This window comes from Achromobacter pestifer, assembly GCF_902859625.1.
Classification (GTDB): Bacteria; Pseudomonadota; Gammaproteobacteria; order Burkholderiales; family Burkholderiaceae_B; genus Achromobacter; species Achromobacter pestifer.
The window spans coordinates 80,175-102,516 of sequence record NZ_CADIJX010000015.1 but is presented as its reverse complement, the minus strand read 5'-3'; the positions used below and the strand labels follow the sequence as shown (position 1 = coordinate 102,516).

The window sequence follows — 22,342 nt, the reverse complement described above, 5'->3', positions numbered from 1 at the left end:
ACCGTAGTCGCTGGGTTCTTCGGACAGGAAGTCGATGACTTCAAACGGGTGCTCCAGTTCGATGCCGTGTTCCTGCATGGTGCGAGCGACTTCGATGCCAGCCAGCACGCCGATGATGCCGTCGAAGCGGCCGCCAGCCATGACGGTGTCGCAATGCGAGCCGGTGGCGATGGGCTTGCGGGCGGGGTTGCGCCCGGCGCGGGTACCGATCAGGTTGCCACCGGCGTCCAGCCGCGTGGCCAGGCCGGCGGCTTCAAACTCGCTGCGCAGCCAGGCGCGCGCGTCGTTGAACAGCGGCGAGAAGGCGCGGCGCGTCCAGGGCAAGTCGGGCAAGGTGAAGCGCGACAGGGTTTCGACGCGGGCCCAGAGGCGTTCGGCGTCAAGGGGAGGAAACTGCGGCGCAGCATGCACGGTAGTCATCATCGCCCTCATGCCTGGCGCGGACGCAGGAAGCGGCCGTCGCCCTTCTGGTTGACGATGCGCTGGCCGTCATAGACCTGGCGGCCACGGCACCACGTGCCGGCCACGCGCACGGTGAACTCGCGCCCTTCAAACGAACTCCAATGCACAGCCGACAGGCTGCCGGCAGGATCGAAGGCGTAACGCTCCGGCTTGAGAATCACGATATCGGCGTCCTTGCCCACATCGAGCGTGCCTTTGCGGTCGTCCAGCAGGAAGTGCTGGGCCGGGTTGCGGCTGAGTTGCCGCACCACCATCGACGGCGATATCCCGTGTTCCTCGCAACCCGTCCAGAACGCCGGCAGCAGCGTTTCCAGGCCAGGGCCGCCGGATGAATTCTTGAAGACATTGGGGTTCTGCTTGCGCTCCAGGCCCCAGCTGACGTGGTCCGACGACACGAACGTGCATTCATCATTGGCGATGTGCGTCCACAGCAGGTCCACTTCGGCCTTGGGACGGATCGGCGGATAGTGCTTGGTCTTGGCGCCGAAGCGGCGGGTGTGTTCTTCGTGGTTCAGCATCAGGTACTGCACGCAGGTCTCGATGCTGGCGCGATGCCCGTTGCGCCGGTACATATTGCAAATGTCGAAGCCGCGCGATGTGGACACATGCACGGCGTGCGCCCGTGCGCCCGTCTCCGCGCCAATCTCATAGATCAATGCGGTGGCCAGGTTTTCGATCAGCGGCGTATGGGCCCGCATGAAGGCGTCCCAGCCGGTGTCGTCGGCCTCGATCAGACGCGCGATGTTCTTGCGCGTCATCTCCTGCATCTGGTTGTGCACGCCGCAGACCAGCCCGGACGGCGCAATCAGGCGAAACGCTTCATACAGGTCGTCTTCCTCGATCCGCGGAAACCGGCCTGGCGTGGCTTCAAACGTCGAGAACTTGAAGGCGCAAACACCGCCTTCGATCAGTCCGGCCGCGGCCTCCAGCCCGTGCTGGGTGTTCAGCGTGCCAAACAGCGCCACGTCCACATGGCAGTCGCGCTCGACCTCCGCGATCTTGGCGTCCAGTTGCGGGCGCGAGGCCACGGGTTCGGGATCGTCATAAGGCATGTCGACCATCACGGTGACGCCGCCGGCCGCCGCCGCACGCGACGCCCAGCCCAGACCTTCCTGATTCAACTGACTGCCCGAATGCACCTGGCCGTCAACCACGCCCGGCACGATCCACATGCCGCGTGCATCCACGCTGTCGCGGGCGGTGGGCGCGGCGCCTGTGCCGCGTTGGGCGATGCGGCCGTCACGCACCGCCAGCCAACCGTCCATCGCCACCCCGTCCGGGTCCACGATATTGCCGCGCACCACCAAATCGAATTCGCTCATGACCGCTTCCATCCATGTTGAATGCAGGAAGTGTAGTAACGGGCAAGGCAAAACGTCTTATGCTTATATGTGCGTGAGAATTAACATCAGGTTATGCATATGAAACTCAATCTGCGGCAGATCGAGGTCTTTCGGGCCATCATGCTTAGCGGTTCCATCAGCGGTGCGTCCAAGCTGCTGTTCGTGTCCCAACCCGCCGTCAGCCGGCTGATCGCCTATACCGAACAGCGCCTGGGGCTGATGCTGTTCCAGCGCATCAAGGGCCGGCTGTACCCCACGCCCGAGGCCCGCCGGCTGTTCGTCGAGGTCACGGCGCTCTACCAGAACGTGCAGCGCGTGAATGAAGTGGCCGACAACCTGGCGGAGAACCGCGAAGGTCAGTTGCGTCTGTCCTGTAGCCCCAGCCTGGGCCAGTCCCTGCTGCCGCGCGCCATCGCGCAATTCCGGCGGCAGTTCCCCGAAGTGCGCATCGTGCTGCAAACCCTGATCCCATCGGTGATGCTGCAATCGCTGTTGACGCAGCAGGTGGAACTGGGCGTGGCCTACATGCCGGTGGACCATCCCAGCCTGGCGTGGCAACCCCTGTACGCCAACCGCATCGTGGCCGTGCTGCCCAAAGGCCACCCGCTGGCCGGCCGCAAGCAGGTGACGGTGAAAGACCTGATCGACGAACCCCTGATCGGCTATAGCGCCGACATCCCGTTTGGCATGCTGATCAACAAGCTGTTCGGCGGCGGCGACGCGCAGCCCGAACCGCGCATCGAGGTTCAGCAGGCCCACGTAGCCTGCGCCCTGGTTCAGGCCGGCGCGGGCGTGGCCCTGGTGGACGAGATCACCGTGGCCGGCCCGATCTGGTCGGATGTCGTGACCGTGCCCATCGTCGGAACGGTCAACGCGCCGGTCAATGTGTTCCACCTGCAACTTCAGCCCCTGTCGCGGCTGGCGCAGGCGTTCATCGACGTGCTCCACACTCTGGACCAGCACCCCTAACCCCCGGCCGTGATCGCAGGCATGCCCTGGGGATATCCCTTAGCCCCCCATCCCAGCGTGGATGAGCTCCACTATGAGCCGCGCCCCACCATTAACATCATGTTATGCAGCAGGCATAAAAGGTAATACGACATTATCAAAATTGGTTCCTATGATGCCCCCGTCTATCCCGCAAAAACGTGCGGGAAACCATTGAACGGCATTCGGGGAGAAGGACATCATGGGTAGAATTTTGACAATGCGCGATGTCGAAGCGGCAGTGCGCGGGGGCTCGGTATTTGCTTGCGGCGGTGGCGGCTGGGCTGAGCACGGACGCGAACTGGGCTCCCTGGCCGTCACGATCGGGCGGCCGGAATTGGTATCGATGGACGAAGTGCCCGATGACGCCTGGATTGCCACCGCAGCCGCTATTGGCGCTCCGGGCGGCCTGACCGACTGGCAAATGCTTGGCATCGACTACGTCCGTGCCGCGCAGCGTTTGCAAGAAGCCCTGGGCGAACGGGTCTACGGCCTGATCATCGGGCAAAACGGCATGTCCAGCACGCTGAACGGTTGGCTGCCTTCCGCGGTATTGGGCACCAAGGTCGTCGACGCCGTGGGCGACATCCGCGCCCATCCTACCGGCGACATGGGCTCGCTGGGCCTGGCCGGCAGCCCCGAGCCGATGATTCAGTGCGCCGTTGGCGGCAACCGCGCCAACAACGCCTATATGGAATTGACCGTTCATGGCGCGACCGGACGGGTGTCGCCCGTGCTGCGCAAGGCTGCGGACATGGCGGGCGGCTTCATCGCCAGCTGCCGCAACCCGATCCGCGCCTCGTATGTGCGCCGCCACGCGGCGCTGGGCGGCATCAGCCGCGCGTTGGCGCTGGGCGAAGCCATTCTGGCCGCGCAACCGCGTGGCGGCAGCGCGGTGATCGACGCCATCTGCAAGGCCACCCAAGGCGAGATCATTGGCGCTGGCAAGGTCGTTCGCAACACGCTCAAGTACACCGAAGAAGCCTTTGATATCGGCACCATCGAGATCGGCGAAGGCGCGGGCAAGCGCGTGATCCACGTCATGAACGAACACATGGCCGTGACCGATGGCCAAGGCGAACGCATCGCCTGCTATCCGGATGTGATCACCACCCTGGACGCCGAAGGCAACCCCGTCAGCGCCGGCCAGCTGCGCGACGGCCTGCAAGTCAGCATCCTGCACGTGCGCAAGCAGCTCATCCCCCTGTCCTCCAGCGTGACGGACCCGTCTGTCTACCCCATCGTGGAAAAGGCATTGGGCATGAACTTCACCGACTACGCATTGGCACCCTGAGGACACTGGCGTGAAACGAGAATTCAATATCCCCGGCGGCAACGTGCTGCGCTGCAAAGGCTGGCGTCAGGAAGCGCTGCTGCGCCTGTTGGAAAACGTGCTGGCGGTAGGCGAGGACCCGGCCAACCTGGTGGTCTACGCCGCCCTGGGCCGCGCCGCGCGTGATTGGCCGTCGCACGACGCGATCGTCAAGGCGCTGCTGAACCTGGAAGAAGACCAGACCTTGATCGTGCAGTCGGGCAAGCCGATCGGCGTGCTGCGCACGCATCCGATGGCGCCCATCGTCATCATGGCCAACTGCAACATGATCGGCCAATGGGCGCATGCCGAGAATTTCTACCAACTGGAACGCGACAACCTGATCTGTTGGGGCGGCCTGACGGCCGGCGACTGGCAATACATTGGTTCGCAAGGCGTGATCCAGGGCACCTACGAGATCTTCTCGCGCATTGCCGAACGCCATTTCGACAATGACCTGCGGGGCCGCTTCATCCTGACGGCGGGCATGGGCGGCATGGGCGGCGCGCAGCCCTTGGCGGGCCGCATGGCCAATGCCGCCATCCTGACCGTGGAAATCAACCCCGAGCGCATCGAAAAGCGCATCAAGGCGGGCTTCCTGGAATGCCGCGCGGAGTCGCTGGACGAGGCCCTGGCCTTGATCCGGCAAGCGCAAGCGCGCCGCGAGCCGATTTCGGTGGGGCTGCTGGGCAACGCGGCCGACATCTATCCCGAAATCCTGGCCCGCGGCATCGTGCCCGACATCGTGACCGACCAGACCTCCGCCCACGATCTGGTCTACGGCTACATCCCCGCCGGCCACACGCTTGAAGAGGTGGCGGAACTGCGCCGCACCGACATCCCCGGGTTGATGAACGCCAGCCGCGCGTCGATCGTGCGCCACGTCACCGCCATGCTGGGATTCAAGGACCAGGGCGCGGTCGTCTTCGACAATGGCAACCTGATCCGCACGCACGCCAAGCAAGGCGGCGTGGAGCGCGCGTTTGAAATCCCCGTATTCACCGAAGCCTTCCTGCGGCCGCTGTTCGCGCGCGCCATTGGCCCCTTCCGCTGGATCGCGCTGTCCAACGATCCCGACGATATCCGCAAGATCGACGACTTCCTGCTGCAACGCTTTCCCGACAACGCCATCGTCTCCAACTGGATCCGGCTGGCACGCAAGGAAGTGCCATTTGAAGGCCTGCCCGCGCGCATCGCGTGGCTGGGGCATGGCGAACGCACCGAGCTGGCGCTTGAGGTCAACCGCATGGTGGGCGCGGGCGTGCTGAGCGCGCCGGTCGCCTTCACGCGGGACCACCTGGATGCAGGCGCCATGGCCCACCCAAACATCATGACCGAGAACATGCGCGACGGCTCCGACGCCATCGCCGACTGGCCCCTGCTGAACGCGATGATCAACTGTTCGTCCAGCGCTGACCTGGTGGCCATCCATTCGGGCGGCGGCGGCTACAGCGGCTACATGACCAGCGCGGGCGTGACCGTGGTGGCGGACGGCACCGAGGCCGCCGAACAGCGCCTGCGCCTGTCCATGACCAACGACACCGCCAGCGGCGTGCTGCGCTACGCGGACGCGGGCTACGAGGACGCCTTGGACGAAGTACGGAAAAAGGGCATCGCCCGCATCGATACCGCCGCAAGCGGCCAATGACGCCACGGGCAATGCGATCGATGCCATGGAAAGTTGGACAGCAGTACTAGATAGCGCGGACCAAGCGCAAACGCTCAAATGGGGAAAACAATGAAAGACGTCACCATCAATCCAGGAATCGGGGCCTTGCCAGGCCACCCCGCTTCCCCGGCCACCGCGCAAGAGCGCACTGGCCGCAAGGCCGTCATCGCGGCATCGGCAGGCAACGCGCTGGAATGGTATGACTTCACGGTCTATGCCCTTTTTGCCGTGTACATCGGGCAGAACTTCTTTCACAACGAAGATCCGACCGTGCAGTTGATGGCCTCCTTCCTGGCCTTCGGCCTGGGATTCGTGGTGCGGCCGTTGGGCGCGCTGGTGCTGGGCTCCTATGGCGATCGCGCCGGCCGCAAGGCGGCGCTGACGCTGACCATCATGCTGATGGCCGTGGGCACGCTGCTGATCGCGGCCGCGCCGCCTTATGCCGCCATCGGCGTGGGCGCACCGCTGCTGATCGTCTGCGGCCGTGTGCTGCAAGGTTTCTCGGCCGGCGGTGAAGTCGGTGGCGCAACCGCCTTCCTGGTCGAACATGCCCCCGAAGGCAAGCGCGGCCAATACGCTTCGTGGCTTCAGGCCAGCATGGGCATCTCGAACCTGCTGGGCGCGCTGGTGGCAACCCTGGTCACCACCTTCCTGACCGAACAGCAGGTGGGCGAATGGGGCTGGCGCATTCCGTTCATCATCGGCCTGGCCATCGCCCCCGTTGGCTTGTGGATGCGCCGGGCACTGGACGAAACGCCGCACTTCCGCGAGGAACAAGCACGGCAGGCGCGACAGAACGACCACGTCAAGACGCCGCTGCTGGCCGTGGTGCGCGACTATCCGAAGGAACTGCTGACCGGTCTGTGCATGTCGGTGCTATGGGCGGTGGGGCCGTACGCGCTGATCATCTTCATGCCGATCTATGTGCAGAAGAGCCTGGGATTCAGCAGCTCGCAGGCCTTCGTGGCAGCCTTGGTGGGCAATCTGTTCCTGATCGGTGGCTGCGTCTTTTCCGGCACCCTGTCCGACCGCTATGGCCGCCGCAACGTGCTGCGCGCCGCCGCGCTGATCCTGCTGATCGCCGTGTACCCGCTGATGATGTGGCTGAAGGCCTCGCACACGCAGAGCACGCTGATCGTCGTGCAGTCGCTGTTCTGCCTGATGGTGGCCATGTATGTCGGCGTTGCCCCGGCCGCGCTGTCCGAGGTCTTTCCCACTTCCGTGCGCTCATCGGGCATGTCCCTGTCGTACAACACGGCGGTGACGGTGCTGGGCGGTTTCGCGCCGGCCATCCTGACCTGGATCACCTACAGCACGGGCGTGGCGTTTGCACCCGCGCTGTATGTCATGGGCGCCTGCGTGGTGGCGTTGGTGGCGCTGACCGTGCTGCCGCAGGGTCGTCATGGTTAAGGCGCGCAAGGCATGGGCAGGCTGCCTGCATCGGATGGCCACCGCCGCGCTGGTCGCGGCCAGTCTGGGCGGCGTGGCAGCGGCCACGGCGGCCGAGGCGCCGCCCCCTGCGGAACTCGTGCTGTTGGGCGTCGCGGGCGGCCCGACCTGGTACGGCGAGGATTCCCCCCACGGGATCTCGTCGGCGCTGGTGATCGACGGGCAGGCCTACATCGTCGACCTGGGTTCCGGCGCCTACCGGCAGCTTCGCCGCGCGGGCATCAAGCCCGGCACCGAGCAGGCGGTGTTCCTGACGCACCTGCATACCGACCACATCATCGATCTGGCCAATCTGCTGGCCTACGACCCCAGCGCCCGGCGCCGCGCGAAGGCGTCCATGCAGATATTCGGCCCCGGCCCGCGTGGCCCCCTGCCCCCGTTGGCCCCGGGCATGAAGGACGACGTGGTGATCCATGCGGAGAACCCGTCGCCGGGCACGCACGATCTGGTGGAATCGATCATCGCAGGCATGGCGGCGGACTTGAATATCCGCGTGCGCAGCGAAGGCGTGCCGGACATCCGGCAATTCTTCCAGGCGCACGATATCGCGGTGCCCGCCAGCATCGTCAAGGATCCCAACACCCAGCCCGCGCCGCCCATGGAGCCGTTCACCGTGTGGCAAGACGCCCGCGTCAAGGTCAGCGCCATCCTGGTGCCGCACGGCCTGGTGTATCCCAACTTCGCCTACCGCTTCGACACGGCGGCCGGGTCAGTCGTGTTTTCAGGCGACACGGCGGTCAGTGACAACCTGATCAAGCTGGCGCGCGGCGCGGACATCCTGGTGCACGAGGCCATCGACCCGGCCTGGGTAGACCATATCGTCGGCCCCAAGCCTTGGGATGCCCGGCAGCAGGCGCTGGCCAAACAATTGCTGGAAGCCCACACCACGCCGCATGAAGTGGGCGAAGTGGCCACCCGCGCGGGCGTCAAGACCCTGGTGCTGTCGCACCTGGTGCCGGGCGACGCCCCCGCCGAACACTGGCTACAGGCACGCCAGACCTTCCATGGCCCCGTCGTGCTGGGGCAGGACCTGATGCGCCTGCCGCTGGGAGCGCCGGCGCCACGCTAGCCCGCGCGGTGTCGTCGCAGTCGTATCTCGTTCGTTCCGCCGTCGTCCCGTCCCATCTTGTTTCGTCAGGAGCCGCAATGCCCATGCTTCATGCGCCGCGCATGCTTGCCCGTCCGCGCCCTACTCGCGTGTCCGCCTTTGCCCCGGCCTGGCGCCGGGCGGCCGTTCTGGCTCCCCTGCTGCTGGCGCTCTGGCATCCCGCCGGCGCGTCGGCGGCCTGCCAGCCAATCACGCTGGACGGCCGCTCGCTCACCCTGGAACAGGTCGGCGCGGTGGCGCGGCAAGGCTGCGGCGTGGTGCTGGCCGATGACGCCACGACACGCGCCCAGCGCGCCTACGATCTGCTGCTGGCCTACGCCAAGCTGGACCGGCCGGTGTACGGGCTGAACCGTGGCGTGGGACTGAACAAGGACCAGACCTTGTTCAAGGGCGGCGATATCTCGCCCGACGTACGCAAGGTGTCAGAACAGTTCAACCAGAACCTGCTGCGTTCGCACAGCGCCGCCTATGGCTCCGAAGCCCCCCAGGACGTGACGCGGGCCGCCATGGTGATCCGGTTGAATTCCGCGCTGTTCGGCGGATCGGGCTTGCAGGTGGCAGTGTTGCGCCAGTATGCCGAGTTCCTGAATCGCGGCATCACGCCGGTGATGTTCGGTGAAGGATCCGTGGGCCAGGCCGACATCACCGTACTGGCGCAGGTGGGACTGGCAATCATGGGCGAAGGCGAGGTCTATTACGGTGGCCGCCGCATGCCTGCCGCGGAAGCCCTTGAACAGGCGGGCCTGAAACCGGTGCGCCCATTCGGCAAGGATGCGCTGGCCATCGTCAGTTCCAACGCCTATGGCGCTGCCATCGCGTCGCTGGCGGCGCTGGACGCAGCCCGGCTGCTGGATCAGGCTGACACGGTAGCCGCCTTGTCGCTGGAAGGACTGGACGGCAATCTGGCGCCCTTGCTGGCGGCTACCCAGGCGCAGCGGCCCTTTGACGGTCAACGCCACACCGCCGAACACCTGCTGACGATGCTGCGCGGCAGTGGCTTGTGGCAATCAGATCCCAAACGCGCGCTGCAAGACCCGCTGAGTTTTCGCACCGTCAGCCAGGCGCACGGCGCGGCACGCGACATGCTGGGCCTGTTGCAACGCCAGCTACAGGTTCAGATCAACAGTTCCGACGACAACCCCACCGTCGCGCTGGATGCGCAGCCTGCGCCGGACGCCCAGCCCTACGAGGTCCAGTTCTACGTGACCGGCGGCCCGGTGCGCGGCGCGGTCCTGCCATCAGCCGGCTTCGATCCCAGCGCCTGGGTGCTGCCGCTGCAAAGCATGAGCGTCGCCTTGTCCCAGATGGCGCAATTGTCGGCCCAGCGCACGCTGCGCCTGACCGACCCGGCGTTCACCGGACTGCCGCGCTTCCTGAGTCCCGGCAACGGCGCGATCGGCTACGGCCCGATCCAGAAAACCGTGTCGTCGTTGGCGATGGATGTACGCACGTTGTCGCTGCCCGTCGTGACGGATGTGCAGCCCCAAGCCGGCAACATCGAAGACGTCGGCACCAATGCGCCGGCGACAGCCCGCCGGATGGCCGCTCAGATCGACCGTCTGACGACCCTGCTGGCGGTGGAATTGATGCACGCCGCCCAAGCCGTGGACCTGCGGCAAGCCCAACGGCCCGGTCTTGCACTGGGCGCGGGCACGGCGGCGCTGTGGCGCGACTTCCGCAAGCAGGTCCCCTTCATGGCCGAGGACCGCCGCAACGATGTGGACATTGTCCGCGCCACGGCGTTCCTGGCCCCTGCCGCCTACCCGTCCGGGGACGCCGCGATGGCTTCCTCCAGCATGTCCAGCCGGTCCTGGCCCCAGAACACTTCACCCCGGTAGACATAGGACGGCGACCCGAACACGCCGGCCTTGACCGCATCGTCCGTATTGCGGCGATACGCGGCTTCAATGTCCGGCGCGTCCGCCGCGGCCAGCAGGCCCGTGGCGTCCAGCCCCAGCTGATCCAGAATGCCGCGCAAGACGGCCGGATCGGAGACGTCCAGGTCGTCGCACCACTCCGCCTTCAGGATCGCCTTGTACAGCGCCAATACCGGCATGCCGGCGCGATCCGCCGCGATGACGATGCGCGACGCGAGTCCCGCATCCGGGCACATGAACGCGGGCCGGGGGTTCACGTGGATGCCCAGCTTGCGGCACCAGCGCGCAAGCTCCGCCACGCGGTAAGCCTGGCGTTCGGGTGAACGCTGCCCAAGCAGCACGCCGCCGGTGCGCGAGTAGACATTGGGCAGGTCCACAGGCAGGTAGCGGATCGTCGCTTGCTGCCGGGCGGCCAGTGCTTCAAGTCTATCGGCGCCCAGATAAGCCCAGTCGGAATTCAACCAGAAGTAATAGTCGATCGTCTTCATGCCGCCCTCAGGTTCTTGCCGCCGCGGGCACGCGCAGCGCGGGATGCGCGGCGGCCTCGCCCTGCATGCGCCAGGCGCTGAACAACGCCACGACGCCCAACGCGCTCAGATACCAGACCACGTACTTGGGATCACCGCCGCCCTTGGCCAGCAGCCACGTCGCCACGATGGGCGCCAGCCCGCCGCCGATGGCGCCAGACACCTGCACCGCCAGGGAAATGCCGGTGTACCGCACATGCGCCGGGAACTGGCTGGAAAACAAAGTGCCCTCGGGCCCATACAGGCAAGCGTATACGAGCCCCACCGCCAGGCAAACCGCCACGATGATCCAGGTTTTGTCGCCCGAACCCAGCAAGTTGAAAAAGATCGGCGCGCAGATCAGGATGCCCACGGTACCCGCCATGAACACCCATTTATGGCCGATCTTGTCACCCAGCACGCCGAACAGCGGCATCGTGAACAAGGCCAGCGCCGCCCCCCAGATCGTGGCGTCCAGCATGACGGATCGCGGGATGCCCAGCGTGCCCGTGGCGTAAGCCAGCGAAAACGTCACGACCGTGTAGAACCACGTCACTTCAGCCAGGCGCGCGCCCACCACCACCAGCAGCGCACGGCGATGGTGCTTCAGCACTTCGGCCACCGGCACCTCGACCTTGGCGCCCTTCTCCCGCATCTGCTCGAAATCTGGCGACTCGGCCACCTTGACCCGGATGAACCATCCCACCAGCAGCAGCACGACGCTGGCCAGGAACGGAAGACGCCAGCCCCAGGCCAGCATGTCCTGCTCGGGCATCGCGGCCACCGCGCCCATCGCCAGCGACGACAGGATCAACCCGGGCGCCACGCCGGCTTGCGGCAGGCTGCCGAAAAAGCCCTTCTTGCCTTCGGGCGCATGTTCCACCGCCATCAACACCGCGCCGCCCCATTCGCCGCCCACCGCGATGCCTTGCAGGAAACGCATCAGCACCAGCAGCACGGCGCCCCAATAGCCAATCTGCTCATACGAGGGAATCAGCCCGATCAGGATGGTGGGCACGCCCATCAGCAGCAAGGTGATCAGCAGCATGGACTTGCGGCCGATCTTGTCACCGTAGTGGCCGAAGATCACACCGCCCAGCGGCCGTGCGAAGAACCCGACCGAATACGTGGCAAAGGCCGCCAGCGTGCCGGTCAACGGGTCAAAGGCGGGAAAGAAGATCTTGTTGAAGATCAACGCAGCGGCGGTGCCGTACAGAAAGAAGTCGTACCACTCGATGGTGGTGCCCATCATGCTGGCTAGGCCAGCGGTCACATAATCGCGGCGCGAGCGCGCAGCCGCAGGCTTGGTCGTCATCATCATGACTCCCCTTATGAAAGGTCGTGATCGGATTCGGGCGGGTTCAGGCTTGGGGCCGCGGCAACGGCGCGATGCCGTGCGTCTGGCGGGCCCAGTAGTTGAACGTCGCGCCCACGATCGAAGGCTTGAGCAGGTAGTCGTGCGCCTCGCGCGCCAGCGCATCATCCACCGGCGTCAACGGCCCGAACGCCTGGGCGCGTATCTGCATGCGCGCGGCACGCTCCAGATAGACGGACAGGTACGTCGCTTCCTCGCAGGAGCCGCCCGCCGTCAGATAGCCGTGGTGCGCCAGGATGATGGCGCGCTTGCGCCCCAGCGCCTCGGAGATGATCACGCCTTCCTGATCCGCGATCGGCACGCCGGGCCATTCCCCCAGGAAAGCACAGTCGTCATGCAGCGGAGTCATGTCCATCTGCGAGATCACCAGCGGCTGACGTGCTGCGGCCAGCGCCGACGCCCACGGCGAATGCGTGTGGATGATGGATTGCACGTCCGGCCGCGCCTCATATACCCACAGGTGGAAGCGCGTGGCGGGGTTGGGCATGCCGTCGCCGGTCAGCGTGTGCAGATCGCGGTCGACTTCGATGAAGTCCGCGGGCGTCGCCTCGTCAAAGCCCAGGCCGAAGCGCAGGGTCCAGTACGCACCCGGGCGTTCCGAGCGCACGCTGATCTGCCCTGCCAAGCCGGCTTCCTGCTCCGTCATGGCCAGAATGCGGCAGGCATAGGCCATGGTTTCCTGGATGCTGCGGGGCACGGCCTGCAAATGGCGTGCCATTTCCTGCGTGGCGCGGGTGTCGAAATAGGACTTCTCTCGCAATGCGGTCTTCATGGTTTCCCCTTGATGTCCTGTGCTTGCGGCGTCAACGGACACCGCGCACGGTCTGGACAGTATGGAAACCGCCGCGCAATCTAGCCATGCAGCCAGGCTCATAGCTGCTATTCGGCGGGCTGCGGCCGCCCCTAAAACCGCCCCTAAGCCGAGGCGATGCGGTGCGCGCAGGCCAGAAGCTCGGCCACCAGCGGCAAGGGCTGGCGCTGCCCCGGCGTGATCGCCACCACCCGCCGGCGCAGCACCGGGCTGCGGATGCCGACTTTGCGCAAGCCGTAGTCGGTCAACAGCTTTTCGGGAATGCGCGACGGCAAGATACAGGCGCCCACGCCCGAGGACACCAGCTTGAGCATGGCGTCGATGGTTTCGGCCTCGGCCATGAATTCAGGTTGCAGGCCCGCGCTGTGGATCATCTTGCGCAAGGCGTAATGGGGCGGAAAGCCGACCAGCCGCAGCGGCATGCCGCCCAGATCCACCGCGTCGGCCAGCGGCACGTCGTGGCGCACGATCAGGCACATCTCGTCATCGAACAACGGGGTGGATGCCACATTGTCCGTGGCCACCGCCGCGTCATAGACGAAACCCACATCGGCCTTGCCGCTTTCCACCAGCGCCACCACATCGGGCGAACTGCGCCCCATCACGGACAAGTTCACATGTTCATGGCTGCTGACGAAACTGGCCACGACCTCGGCCATGAAGTAGTAGCTGAGCGTATGCACGGTGGCCAGGCGCACCGTGCCGTGGGTCACGCCCTCGCGCTGGCGCACGGTATCGACGACGCGGTCGATGCTCTGGTACGCGGGCTGGATGCCGTCGAGCAGGCGGCTGCCCGCCTCGGTCAATTCCACGCCCCGGCCCGTGCGGGTGAACAAGGGCTTGCCAACGTGGGCTTCCAACGCGGCCAGTTGCCGGCTCAGGCCGGATTGCGTCTGGTCCAGGTCTTCGGCAGCGCGCGACAGCGACTTCAGTTCCGCGATCCGCACGAAATAACGTAGCTGCCGGTCTGGCGTGTCCATGGTGCTGCCCCTTGATTTCTGATCTGACGCGCTCGTTTCGGCGCGGCTACAGTGTGCCCAAGGATGCCGGGCAGCACCACGGGGATTTGCGCGTAGTGCCAGGAAGCGTACCCTTGCAGGCTATCCCCACGCCGGAATTCCGCATGACCGCCCCCATCGCCCGCCCCATACCCGCCACGATCGCCGCCGTGGTCCGCGACGGCCACGTGCTGCTTGTGCGCCGCGCCAACCCGCCCGACGAGAATTGCTGGGCCTTTCCCGGCGGCAAGATCGACGCGGGCGAATCGATTGAAGCCGCCACGGTGCGTGAACTGCGGGAAGAAACCGGCGTCGTCGCCGAACCGCTGTATGTGTTCGACGCGGTTGACGTCTTCGACCGCGACGAGGCCGGCGCCTTGCGCCGGCATTTCATCCTGATCGCCGTGCTCTGCCGCTGGCAGTCCGGAGAACCGGTCGCAGGCGACGACGCGCGCGACGCCCGGTGGATACCGTTGGCGGATCTGGAAGGACATGAGCTTGCCACGAGCTTCGGTGTGGCCAGGCTGGCGCGCAAGGCGGCGGCGCTGATGGCGGCCGCCTGATGAATGGATGCGCGCCCCGTTCGCTCAAACGGCGGGTGGAATCGCCCTGGCCTTGATCCACAGGAACATCGGCATCCTCGACCATTGCCGCAGTTGCGCCGTCGATGCCGTATCCGGCTGCGGTTCGCGCAATGACACAATCGCCAGCCCCGCCGCTTCCAGCGCCGCCATATAGTCCTGCAAGGGCAGCGACCAGCCCGCGAAATGCATGCTCAGGCCATCGCGGGTTTCCTGGCCGTCGAAATGCTCGCGCCCGAAATACGTGCCGTCCACCACGAACGGCGCGTCGACCTCGGGCCCCGCGAAGCGGCCACGGTCCCGGAAGGGATGCACGATGGAGATGAACAGCGTGCCACCCGGCTTGAGCACCCGGCGCGCTTCGCGCAGCGCAGCCGGCACGTCATCCACGTCCATCAACACGTTGTAGGCAATCACCAGATCGAACTCGCCATCCGCGTAGGGCAGCGAATGCGCGGGCGCCACGTCGTACCGGTCGGCGGAATCCGCGGCGCGAGCCGCCTGCACCATGGCCGCCACGGCATCGGTGGCCGTAACGTGATAGCCCAAGGCGCGGGCTTCCCGGCTGACGCGGCCTTCTCCGCAACCGATCTCAAGCGCGCGGCCGCGCCCTGCGCCCAGATAGGCCACAAGACCCGCCCGGTATGCCCAGAAGGCGTCGTGCCCCGGCGTGCCTGCCCAGGCGATCCACTGATCGGCGACGGCGGTCCAATGCGCCTGGTCCGGTTTCTGCTCACTCATCCCTGCTCCTTCGATCCAGCCAACCCATGCAGGCCCTACTATATACAGCCCTGCCAACCCCTTGCACCCCCGCCCATGTTCGACGCCTACCTTGCCCGTTGGAACCTCGTGCCCGACGGCGCGACCATCGTGACCGCCGCCGCGCAATTGCTGCCCGTCACGCAGGACGGCGTGCCGGCCATGCTGAAGGTGTCGGTCGAAGAAGATGAACGGCAAGGCGGCGTGCTGATGACCTGGTGGGACGGCCAAGGCGCGGCCCGGGTGCTGGCCCACGACGACACCGCCATCCTGCTGGAACGCGCCACCGGCACGCGCTCGCTGGCCGCCTACGCGCGCACGGGGCGCGATGACGACGCCACCCGCATCCTTTGCGACGTGCTGAAAGCCCTGCACGCGCCGCGCGGCAAGCCGCTGCCTGCGCTACGCAGCCTGGAAGAATGGTTTGTGGAACTGTGGCCCATGGCCCGGGCGCAAGGCGGCATCCTGGCGCATAGCGCCCGCCATGCCCGCGCATTGCTGGACGATCCCCGTGACCTCGCGGTGCTGCACGGCGACGTGCACCACGACAACGTGCTGGATTTCGGCGCGCGCGGCTGGCTGGTCATCGACCCCAAGCGCCTTCATGGCGAGCGCGCCTTCGACTACGCCAACATCTTCTGCAACCCCGACCTGGCAGACCCCGTGCCGCCGGTGGCCATCGCGCCCGGCTGTTTTGAACGGCGACTGGACCTCATCGTGGCCGAGTCCGGCCTGGACCGACGCCGCCTGCTGCAATGGATCGTGGCATGGTGCGGGCTATCGGCCGCCTGGTTCATGGGCGACGGCGACGATGCCGCCATCGATCTGAACATTGCACGCCAGGCGCAAGGGCTGCTGGACGCCTAAGCCGCCCGACGTCACGAAGGCTCCGGATTGATAGGGTAAGGTGTAGCCCCTTCACCCCTTATCTCTTCATTCCAGGAGTATCGAATGACCGGATTGTTCATCGTGGTGGCGGCGCTGGCGTTCCTGATGCTGGCGGCGTATCGAGGCTATAGCGTGATCCTGTGTGCACCCATCGCCGCCATGGGCGCGGTGCTGCTGACGGATCCTTCCGCGCTGGCCCCTGTGTTTTCTGGCATCTTCATGGAGCGCATGGCCGGTTTCGCCAAGCTCTATTTCCCCGTGTTCCTGCTGGGCGCCGTGTTCGGCAAGCTGATCGAACTGTCGGGCTTTTCACGCGCGATCGTGCAAGCGGTGCTGCGCATGATCGGCGCCGAACGCGCCATCATGGCCATCGTGCTGGTGTGCGCCGTGCTGACCTACGGCGGCGTGTCGCTCTTCGTGGTGGTGTTTGCTGTGTACCCGTTTGCCGCCGAAATGTTCCGCCAGGGCGGCATTCCAAAGCGGCTGATGCCAGGCGCCATCGCGCTGGGCGCGTTCACGTTCACCATGACGGCGCTGCCCGGCACGCCGCAGATCCAGAACATCATCCCCACCACCTTCTTCGAGACCACTACGTGGGCGGCGCCCTGGCTGGGCCTGATCGGCGCGGGGTTCACGCTCACGGCAGGCATCGCTTATCTGGAATGGCGGCGCAAGCGCGCGGCCGCCGCTGGCGAGACCTATGGCACCGAACTGCGCAACGAACCCACGACGCCCCCCAGCGACCGCGAGCACCATCCGCTGATCGCGCTGCTGCCGCTGGTAGTGGTGGGCGTGGTCAACTTCCTGCTGACGCGCTGGATCCCCGGCTGGTATCCAGCTGGCGCTGAAGTGGATTTGCCCGGGCTGTCCAAACCCATGCCCGTCAATGCCGCCGATCAGGTGGCGTTGTGGGCGGTGATGGGCGCCTTGATCGCGGGCATCTTCACCATCCTGCTGTTTTCGTTCCGTGGCATCAAGGCGCATTTCGCCGAAGGCAGCAAGAGCGCCGTGTCGGGCGCGCTGCTGGCGTCGATGAATACGGCGGCGGAATACGGCTTCGGCGGCGTCATCGCCGCGTTGCCGGGCTTTCTGCTGGTGGCCGAAGCGCTCAAGGCAATTCCCGACCCGCTGGTGGGCGAAGCCATCGCCGTGACCTCGCTGGCCGGCATCACCGGATCCGCATCGGGCGGCATGAGCATCGCGCTGGCCGCGATGGCGCAGACCTTCATCGACGGCGCGCACGCGGCAGGCATCCCCATGGACGTGCTGCACCGCATCGCCGCCATGGCCAGCGGCGGCATGGACACGCTGCCGCACAACGGCGCGGTCATTACGCTATTGGCCGTCACCGGGCTGACGCACCGCCAGTCCTACGGCGACATCTTCGCCATCACGCTGATATCTACGCTGTCCGTGTTCGTCGTGATCACCGTGTACTACCTGACGGGCATCGTCTGATCGAAGGCGTTGGCGAAGACGTCGGCCAGCCATAGCGTGAACACACGTACCCGCGCCGATACCTGCCGGTTCTGCGGATACAGCACCGACACCGGCATGGGCGCGGGCGGCATCCTGGGCAACACGATCCTGAGATGGCCGGCCGCCAGTTCGCGTTCCACCCGGTAGCGCGGCACCTGCACCAGCCCCAGGCCCGCCAACGCCGCGCTGGTGTATAGCTCGGCCCCCGTGACGCTTACCGCCGCCCCCGGGCGGACCAGCACGTTGCGCCCATCCATCATGAAATCCAACGGCACGCCGCGCCCCGTGGCGCTGGAGATGTAGTCCACCGCCCGATGGCCCGCCAGATCTTCCAGGCTGGCAGGTTCGCCAAAGCGCGCCAGATAGGCGGGGCTGGCTACCGTCACCTGCGGCATCAGCGCAATCTGCCGGCCGACCAGCGATGAGTCTTGCAGCGCGCCCGCGCGCAGGACGCAGTCCACGCCTTCGCGCACCATATCCACCAGACGGTCGTCTTCGCCCAGATGCAGGTTGATGTCGGGATAGCGCTCCAGAAATCCCGGCAGGCCGGGCATCACGAAGTACTTGGCCAGCGTGCCCTGGGCGTTGACCCGCAACAGCCCTTTGGGCGCCGTGTTCAGGAAAGCGCCGTCGGCCTCTTCCAGATCCGCCAGCAAGCGCACGCAACGCTGGTAATAGGCTTCGCCATCGTGCGTCAGCCGCACCTGCCGCGTGGTGCGCTCCAGCAAGCGCGCGCCCAGCCGCTTTTCCATGCGCTTGATCAGGTTGGTGACCGTCGCGCGCGGTATCTGTAGATCTTCCGACGCCTGCGAAAAGCTGCGCCGCTCGGCGATACGCACAAACACCTGCATTTCCTGAAAGCGGTCCATGAGGATCAGCCAATTATTAATGTAAATGGAATTATGTTAGTGAATATAGGGTAATTATCTTAGGTTTGGAATAGTTCATGATTCGTTTCACCAACCCCCACCTGGAGAAACCTCATGAACACCCCATCTCAGCAACGTGTTGCCCTGGTCACCGGCGGATCGCGCGGCATCGGCGCCGCCATCGTGCGCCGCCTGGCGCGTGACGGATTCGCCGTCGGCATCAACTACGCCAGCAGCGCTGCGGAAGCCGATGCGCTGGCTGACGAAATCCGCCAGGCAGGCGGCCGCGCCACGGCCGTGCGCGCCGATGTGTCCAAGGCTGCGGACGTGCGCGCCCTGTTCGACCAAGTGGAATCCGCGCTGGGCCGCATTGACGTGCTGGTCAACAGCGCTGGCGTCCTGAAGGTGCAACCGCTGGCCGACACCAGCGACGACGTGTACGACCAGACGTTCGATATCAACACGCGGGGCACGTTCAATACGCTGCGCGAATCCGCTGCGCGATTGGCCGACGGCGGCAGCATCATCAACGTATCGAGCACCACGGTTGCGTTGAACCTGCCGGGCTATGCGGTCTACATCGCCAGCAAGGCGGCGGTGGAAAGCCTGACGCACGTGTTCTCGAAGGAACTGCGCGGCCGCCAGATCACGGTCAACGCCGTGGCTCCGGGCCCGGTCGCCACCGAACTGTTCCTGAAGGGCAAGAGCCCCGAACTGATCGAGCATTTCGCCAAGATGCCGCCGCTGGAGCGCTTGGGCCAGCCCGACGACATCGCGGGCGTGGTCTCGTTCCTGGCCGGTTCCGACAGCGGCTGGATCAACGGCCAGATCCTGCGCGCCAACGGCGGCGTCGCCTAATCCCCCTTTACCTTGATGTCCCGGAGCCTTTCATCATGTCTTCCGTCATTCTGATCACCGGCGCCGGCAGCGGCATCGGCAAACTATCCGCTGAAACCCTGGCCCTGGAGGGCCATACCGTCTACGCAACGATGCGCGACGTGAATGGCCGCAACGCCGCGCGCGCCCAGGCCATGCGCGTCTGGGCGGGCGAGCGCCGCGCAGACCTCCGGCCGCTTGAATTGGACGTGCTCTCGCAGGATTCCGCCGACGCGGCCGTGGCGTCCGTCATCCAGGAGCAAGGCCGGCTGGACGTCGTGATGCAGAACGCCGGACACCTGGTGATCGGCCCCACCGAAGCCTTTACCGCCGAAGACATGCAGAAGGCGTTCGACACCAACTTCTACGGCGCGCAGCGGGTGAATCGCGCGGCCCTGCCGCAAATGCGCCACCAGCAGTCCGGCCTGATGCTGTGGATCAGCAGCACCACCACCAAGGGCGGATTTCCGCCTTTCATGGGACCGTATGGCGCGGCCAAGGCGGCGATGGATTCGCTGGCGGTCAGTCTGTCTTATGAGCTGACGCGCTTCGGGATCGAGACGTCCATCGTGGTGCCCGGCGCATTCACGCACGGCACGGAACACTTCCCCAGCGCCGGCAGGCCCAGCGATGCGGCGCGCGTGGCCGCCTATTCGCGGTATGACGGCGTGATGGACCGCGTCGGCGAACGGCTCAGTGCGTTGACGCCGGACACGGCCACGCCCCAAGCCGTCGCCGACGAGGTCGCGCGCATTGTGGGCCTGCCCGCAGGAAGCCGGCCCGCCAGGTCGGTGATCGATTTCGTGGGAGACGGCGCCGAGCAAGTGTTGGCGCTGGCCGAGGAAGTGCGCATCGCCTTCGCCGAGCGCATCGGGATTGCAGACCTGCTGCGCCCGGCGTTCCGGTAATCATGCGGTCCCATTTATTCCAAATCCGACTTATTCCATGAAAATTTCTTGTTTGCCGTGATCAGCGGCGATCTCTAGGATGGGCGCAGACCATAACGATCTGGAGACTGCGACCCATGAACGCCCCTTTTCCTGAATTTCCGCACAGCCTGATCCAGCGCGACGATCGCGGCGTCTACACACTGACCATTCACGACGCCAAGAGCCTGAACATTCTGGCTACCCCCGTGACGCTGGGCCTGATCCGCGCCGTGCAATGGATTGCCACGCAATCCGACGCACGCGCGCTGGTCATTCGCGGCACGGGCGAGCGCGCCTTCATTGGCGGCGCCAACATCTATGAAATGGCCGAGCTCGATCCGGCCGGTGGCCGCGCATTCATCACGAACCTGCGCAATCTGTGCGAAGCCGTCCGCAATGTCCCCTTCCCCACGATTGCCCGCATTCCCGGCTTTTGCCTGGGCGCGGGCATGGAACTGGCCGCAGCCTGCGACATCCGCCTGGGTTCGCGCGATGGCGTCTTTGGCATGCCGGAAGTCCGTGTTGGCATCCCCTCGGTCATCCATGCCGTGCTGCTGCCGGCGCTGATCGGCCCGGGCGCCACCAACTGGTTGCTGCTGACTGGCGAAACCGTGGACGCCGAGCAAGCGCTGCGTTGGGGCTATCTGCAATTCATCTGCGAAACGGGTGACCTGGACGCCCTGGTCGAACGCACGGTCGGCCCCATCGCCGATAGTGGTCCGCGAGCCGTCGTATCGCAGAAGGCGCTGTTGCGCTACTGGGAAACCTCGACCGTGGAAGCAGGCCTGGATCGCAGCGTGGACGCCTTCGGCGAGGCCTTCACCACCGAAGAGCCGCGCCAATACATGGCGCCTTTCCTGAACCGCAAGCACAAGCAGGAAGGACGATGAATCCGTCGACGACAAGCGGGCCGCTCGCGGGCGTGCGTGTGGTCGACATGACGTCCGTGGGCATGGGGCCGTATGCCACACAGATCCTGGGCGACATGGGCGCCGAGATCATCAAGGTGGAAGCCCCCGAAGGCGACGTGTTCCGGGCGTCCGCGCCCGCCGCATCGCCGGGCATGGGCGCGGTGTACCTGAACCTGAACCGCAACAAGTACAGCGTCACGCTCAACGCCAAGGATCCGGACGACCACAAACGCCTGCTTGAGCTGGTGGACAGCGCCGACGTGTTCATCTCGAACGTACGCCCCCGCGCACTGACCCGGGCCGGCCTGGACGCAGCCACGCTGTGCGCGCGCAACCCGCGCCTGATCTACTGTTCCGCAGTGGGGTTCGGTCAGGATGGCCCGTATGCCGCCAAGCCCGCATTCGACGACATCATCCAGGCCATGAGCGGGCTGGCCGACCTGCAAGGCCGCAATACCGGCGCTCCGGCCTACATCAACACCATCATGGCCGACAAGGTATCGGGCCTGACGCTGGCCTATGCCATCCCCATGGCGCTGTACGAACGCGAGAAGTCCGGCCAAGGCCAGGCCATCGAAGTGCCCATGTTTGAAACGCTGGTGTCCTTCACGCTGATCGAACACCTGGGCGGCCGCAGCTTCGAGCCGCCGCGCGGCGACATGGGCTACCGGCGCGTGTTGTCGCCCGAACGCAAGCCCTACCGCACGTTGGACGGCTATATCGCGCTGCTGCCGTACACCGATTCGCAGTGGCAGCGGTTCTTCAGCCTGGCCGGGCGCGCGGATCTGGCCGCTGACCCGCGCTACCTGACGCCGCAGACGCGCGCCGGCAATTTCGACACCCTTTATCAGCACCTGGCCGACATCGTGGCGCTGCGCGGCACCGACGACTGGCTGGCGCTGCTGGCCGATGCCGACATTCCGCATTCGCGGGTGAACACGCCGGAAGCGCTGTTCGACGACCCCCATCTTCTGGCGACGGGGTTCTTCCAGCAGGTATCGCATCCGACCGAAGGCACCTTGACGGCCACCGCCATCCCCGTAAGGTTCTCGCGCACGCCTGGATCCATCCGGCGCTTGGCGCCGCGCCAGAATGCAGATCGCGATATGCTGGACCCCGGCCGCTAAGCCCATTCCGGGCGACAGCGCCCTGC

20 protein-coding genes and 1 pseudogene are annotated in these 22,342 nt (G+C 65.9%); 13 read left to right on the top strand and 8 right to left on the bottom strand.

Annotated elements, in window-relative coordinates:
• Nucleotides 1–423: pseudogene (locus tag HV753_RS29960) on the bottom strand (Zn-dependent hydrolase); the annotation flags it as partial.
• 5 nt (nt 424–428) lie between these two features.
• Nucleotides 429–1,784, bottom strand: coding sequence for a dihydroorotase (locus tag HV753_RS29955; protein WP_175178202.1), 1,356 nt, complete (start codon nt 1,782–1,784; stop codon nt 429–431).
• 99 nt (nt 1,785–1,883) lie between these two features.
• Here HV753_RS29955 and HV753_RS29950 point away from each other — a divergent pair, with 99 nt between their 5' ends.
• The 6 genes from HV753_RS29950 to HV753_RS29925 all read left to right on the top strand — a co-directional run bounded on the left by HV753_RS29950 (nt 1,884) and on the right by HV753_RS29925 (nt 10,168).
• A complete protein-coding gene (locus HV753_RS29950; RefSeq protein ID WP_175178201.1) occupies nt 1,884–2,774 on the top strand; it encodes a LysR family transcriptional regulator in 891 nt (296 codons plus the stop codon).
• Between the two features lie 220 nt (nt 2,775–2,994).
• On the top strand, nt 2,995–4,086 hold the full coding sequence (locus tag HV753_RS29945; protein WP_175178200.1) for a thiohydantoin desulfurase: 1,092 nt from the start codon (nt 2,995–2,997) through the stop codon (nt 4,084–4,086).
• A gap of 10 nt (nt 4,087–4,096) precedes the next feature.
• On the top strand, nt 4,097–5,752 hold the full coding sequence (locus HV753_RS29940) for a thiourocanate hydratase (RefSeq protein WP_175178199.1): 1,656 nt from the start codon (nt 4,097–4,099) through the stop codon (nt 5,750–5,752).
• A gap of 90 nt (nt 5,753–5,842) precedes the next feature.
• Entirely contained in the window at nt 5,843–7,183 is a 1,341-nt protein-coding gene (locus tag HV753_RS29935) for an MFS transporter (RefSeq protein WP_175178198.1), read from the top strand.
• Nucleotides 7,176–8,291, top strand: a complete 1,116-nt coding sequence (locus HV753_RS29930) for an MBL fold metallo-hydrolase (RefSeq protein ID WP_175178197.1) — start codon at nt 7,176–7,178, stop codon at nt 8,289–8,291. The genes HV753_RS29935 and HV753_RS29930 overlap by 8 nt, the downstream gene beginning before the upstream one ends.
• Nucleotides 8,292–8,368: 77 nt before the next feature.
• Complete coding sequence (locus tag HV753_RS29925; protein ID WP_175178196.1) at nt 8,369–10,168, top strand: HAL/PAL/TAL family ammonia-lyase; 1,800 nt, start codon at nt 8,369–8,371, stop codon at nt 10,166–10,168.
• Here the strand turns inward: HV753_RS29925 and HV753_RS29920 are convergent.
• The 4 genes from HV753_RS29920 to HV753_RS29905 all read right to left on the bottom strand — a co-directional run bounded on the left by HV753_RS29920 (nt 10,090) and on the right by HV753_RS29905 (nt 13,879).
• Complete coding sequence (locus HV753_RS29920) at nt 10,090–10,695, bottom strand: 2-hydroxychromene-2-carboxylate isomerase (protein WP_175178195.1); 606 nt, start codon at nt 10,693–10,695, stop codon at nt 10,090–10,092. The two genes, HV753_RS29925 and HV753_RS29920, sit on opposite strands and share 79 nt — an antisense overlap.
• Before the next feature lie 7 nt (nt 10,696–10,702).
• Nucleotides 10,703–12,031 carry an MFS transporter gene (locus HV753_RS29915; protein ID WP_175178206.1) on the bottom strand — a complete coding sequence of 443 codons (1,329 nt, stop codon included), beginning with the start codon at nt 12,029–12,031 and terminating at the stop codon, nt 10,703–10,705.
• 43 nt (nt 12,032–12,074) lie between these two features.
• Nucleotides 12,075–12,860: an aldolase gene (locus HV753_RS29910; protein WP_175178194.1), complete on the bottom strand. Its 786-nt coding sequence runs from the start codon at nt 12,858–12,860 to the stop codon at nt 12,075–12,077.
• Nucleotides 12,861–13,003: 143 nt separating this feature from the next.
• Nucleotides 13,004–13,879 (bottom strand): LysR family transcriptional regulator, encoded by an 876-nt coding sequence (locus tag HV753_RS29905; RefSeq protein WP_175178193.1) that lies wholly within the window; start codon nt 13,877–13,879, stop codon nt 13,004–13,006.
• 143 nt (nt 13,880–14,022) lie between these two features.
• Here HV753_RS29905 and HV753_RS29900 point away from each other — a divergent pair, with 143 nt between their 5' ends.
• The gene (locus HV753_RS29900) at nt 14,023–14,460 is read left to right on the top strand and encodes an NUDIX hydrolase (protein WP_175178192.1); all 438 of its coding nucleotides are present in this window, start codon (nt 14,023–14,025) and stop codon (nt 14,458–14,460) included.
• A gap of 24 nt (nt 14,461–14,484) precedes the next feature.
• Here the strand turns inward: HV753_RS29900 and HV753_RS29895 are convergent, their stop codons facing one another.
• Nucleotides 14,485–15,219, bottom strand: coding sequence for a class I SAM-dependent methyltransferase (locus HV753_RS29895; RefSeq protein ID WP_175178191.1), 735 nt, complete (start codon nt 15,217–15,219; stop codon nt 14,485–14,487).
• 75 nt (nt 15,220–15,294) lie between these two features.
• On the opposite strand from HV753_RS29895, the gene HV753_RS29890 reads away from it, so the two are divergent.
• Together HV753_RS29890 and HV753_RS29885 are read left to right on the top strand one after the other, a co-directional pair.
• On the top strand, nt 15,295–16,104 hold the full coding sequence (locus tag HV753_RS29890; protein WP_175178190.1) for an aminoglycoside phosphotransferase family protein: 810 nt from the start codon (nt 15,295–15,297) through the stop codon (nt 16,102–16,104).
• Between the two features lie 84 nt (nt 16,105–16,188).
• Complete coding sequence (locus tag HV753_RS29885; RefSeq protein WP_175178189.1) at nt 16,189–17,583, top strand: GntP family permease; 1,395 nt, start codon at nt 16,189–16,191, stop codon at nt 17,581–17,583.
• On the opposite strand, the gene HV753_RS29880 is transcribed toward HV753_RS29885, so the two are convergent.
• Complete coding sequence (locus tag HV753_RS29880; RefSeq protein WP_175178188.1) at nt 17,562–18,473, bottom strand: LysR family transcriptional regulator; 912 nt, start codon at nt 18,471–18,473, stop codon at nt 17,562–17,564. The two genes, HV753_RS29885 and HV753_RS29880, sit on opposite strands and share 22 nt — an antisense overlap.
• A 114-nt stretch (nt 18,474–18,587) precedes the next feature.
• Here HV753_RS29880 and HV753_RS29875 point away from each other — a divergent pair, with 114 nt between their 5' ends.
• From HV753_RS29875 to HV753_RS29860, 4 genes are all read left to right on the top strand, one after another.
• Entirely contained in the window at nt 18,588–19,331 is a 744-nt protein-coding gene (locus HV753_RS29875) for an SDR family oxidoreductase (RefSeq protein ID WP_175178187.1), read from the top strand.
• A gap of 35 nt (nt 19,332–19,366) precedes the next feature.
• Complete coding sequence (locus HV753_RS29870; RefSeq protein WP_175178186.1) at nt 19,367–20,257, top strand: SDR family oxidoreductase; 891 nt, start codon at nt 19,367–19,369, stop codon at nt 20,255–20,257.
• Nucleotides 20,258–20,373: 116 nt separating this feature from the next.
• Complete coding sequence (locus tag HV753_RS29865) at nt 20,374–21,168, top strand: enoyl-CoA hydratase (protein ID WP_175178185.1); 795 nt, start codon at nt 20,374–20,376, stop codon at nt 21,166–21,168.
• Complete coding sequence (locus tag HV753_RS29860) at nt 21,165–22,316, top strand: CaiB/BaiF CoA transferase family protein (RefSeq protein ID WP_175178184.1); 1,152 nt, start codon at nt 21,165–21,167, stop codon at nt 22,314–22,316. Before HV753_RS29865 ends, HV753_RS29860 begins: the two co-directional genes overlap by 4 nt.
• Nucleotides 22,317–22,342 lie beyond the last annotated feature (26 nt).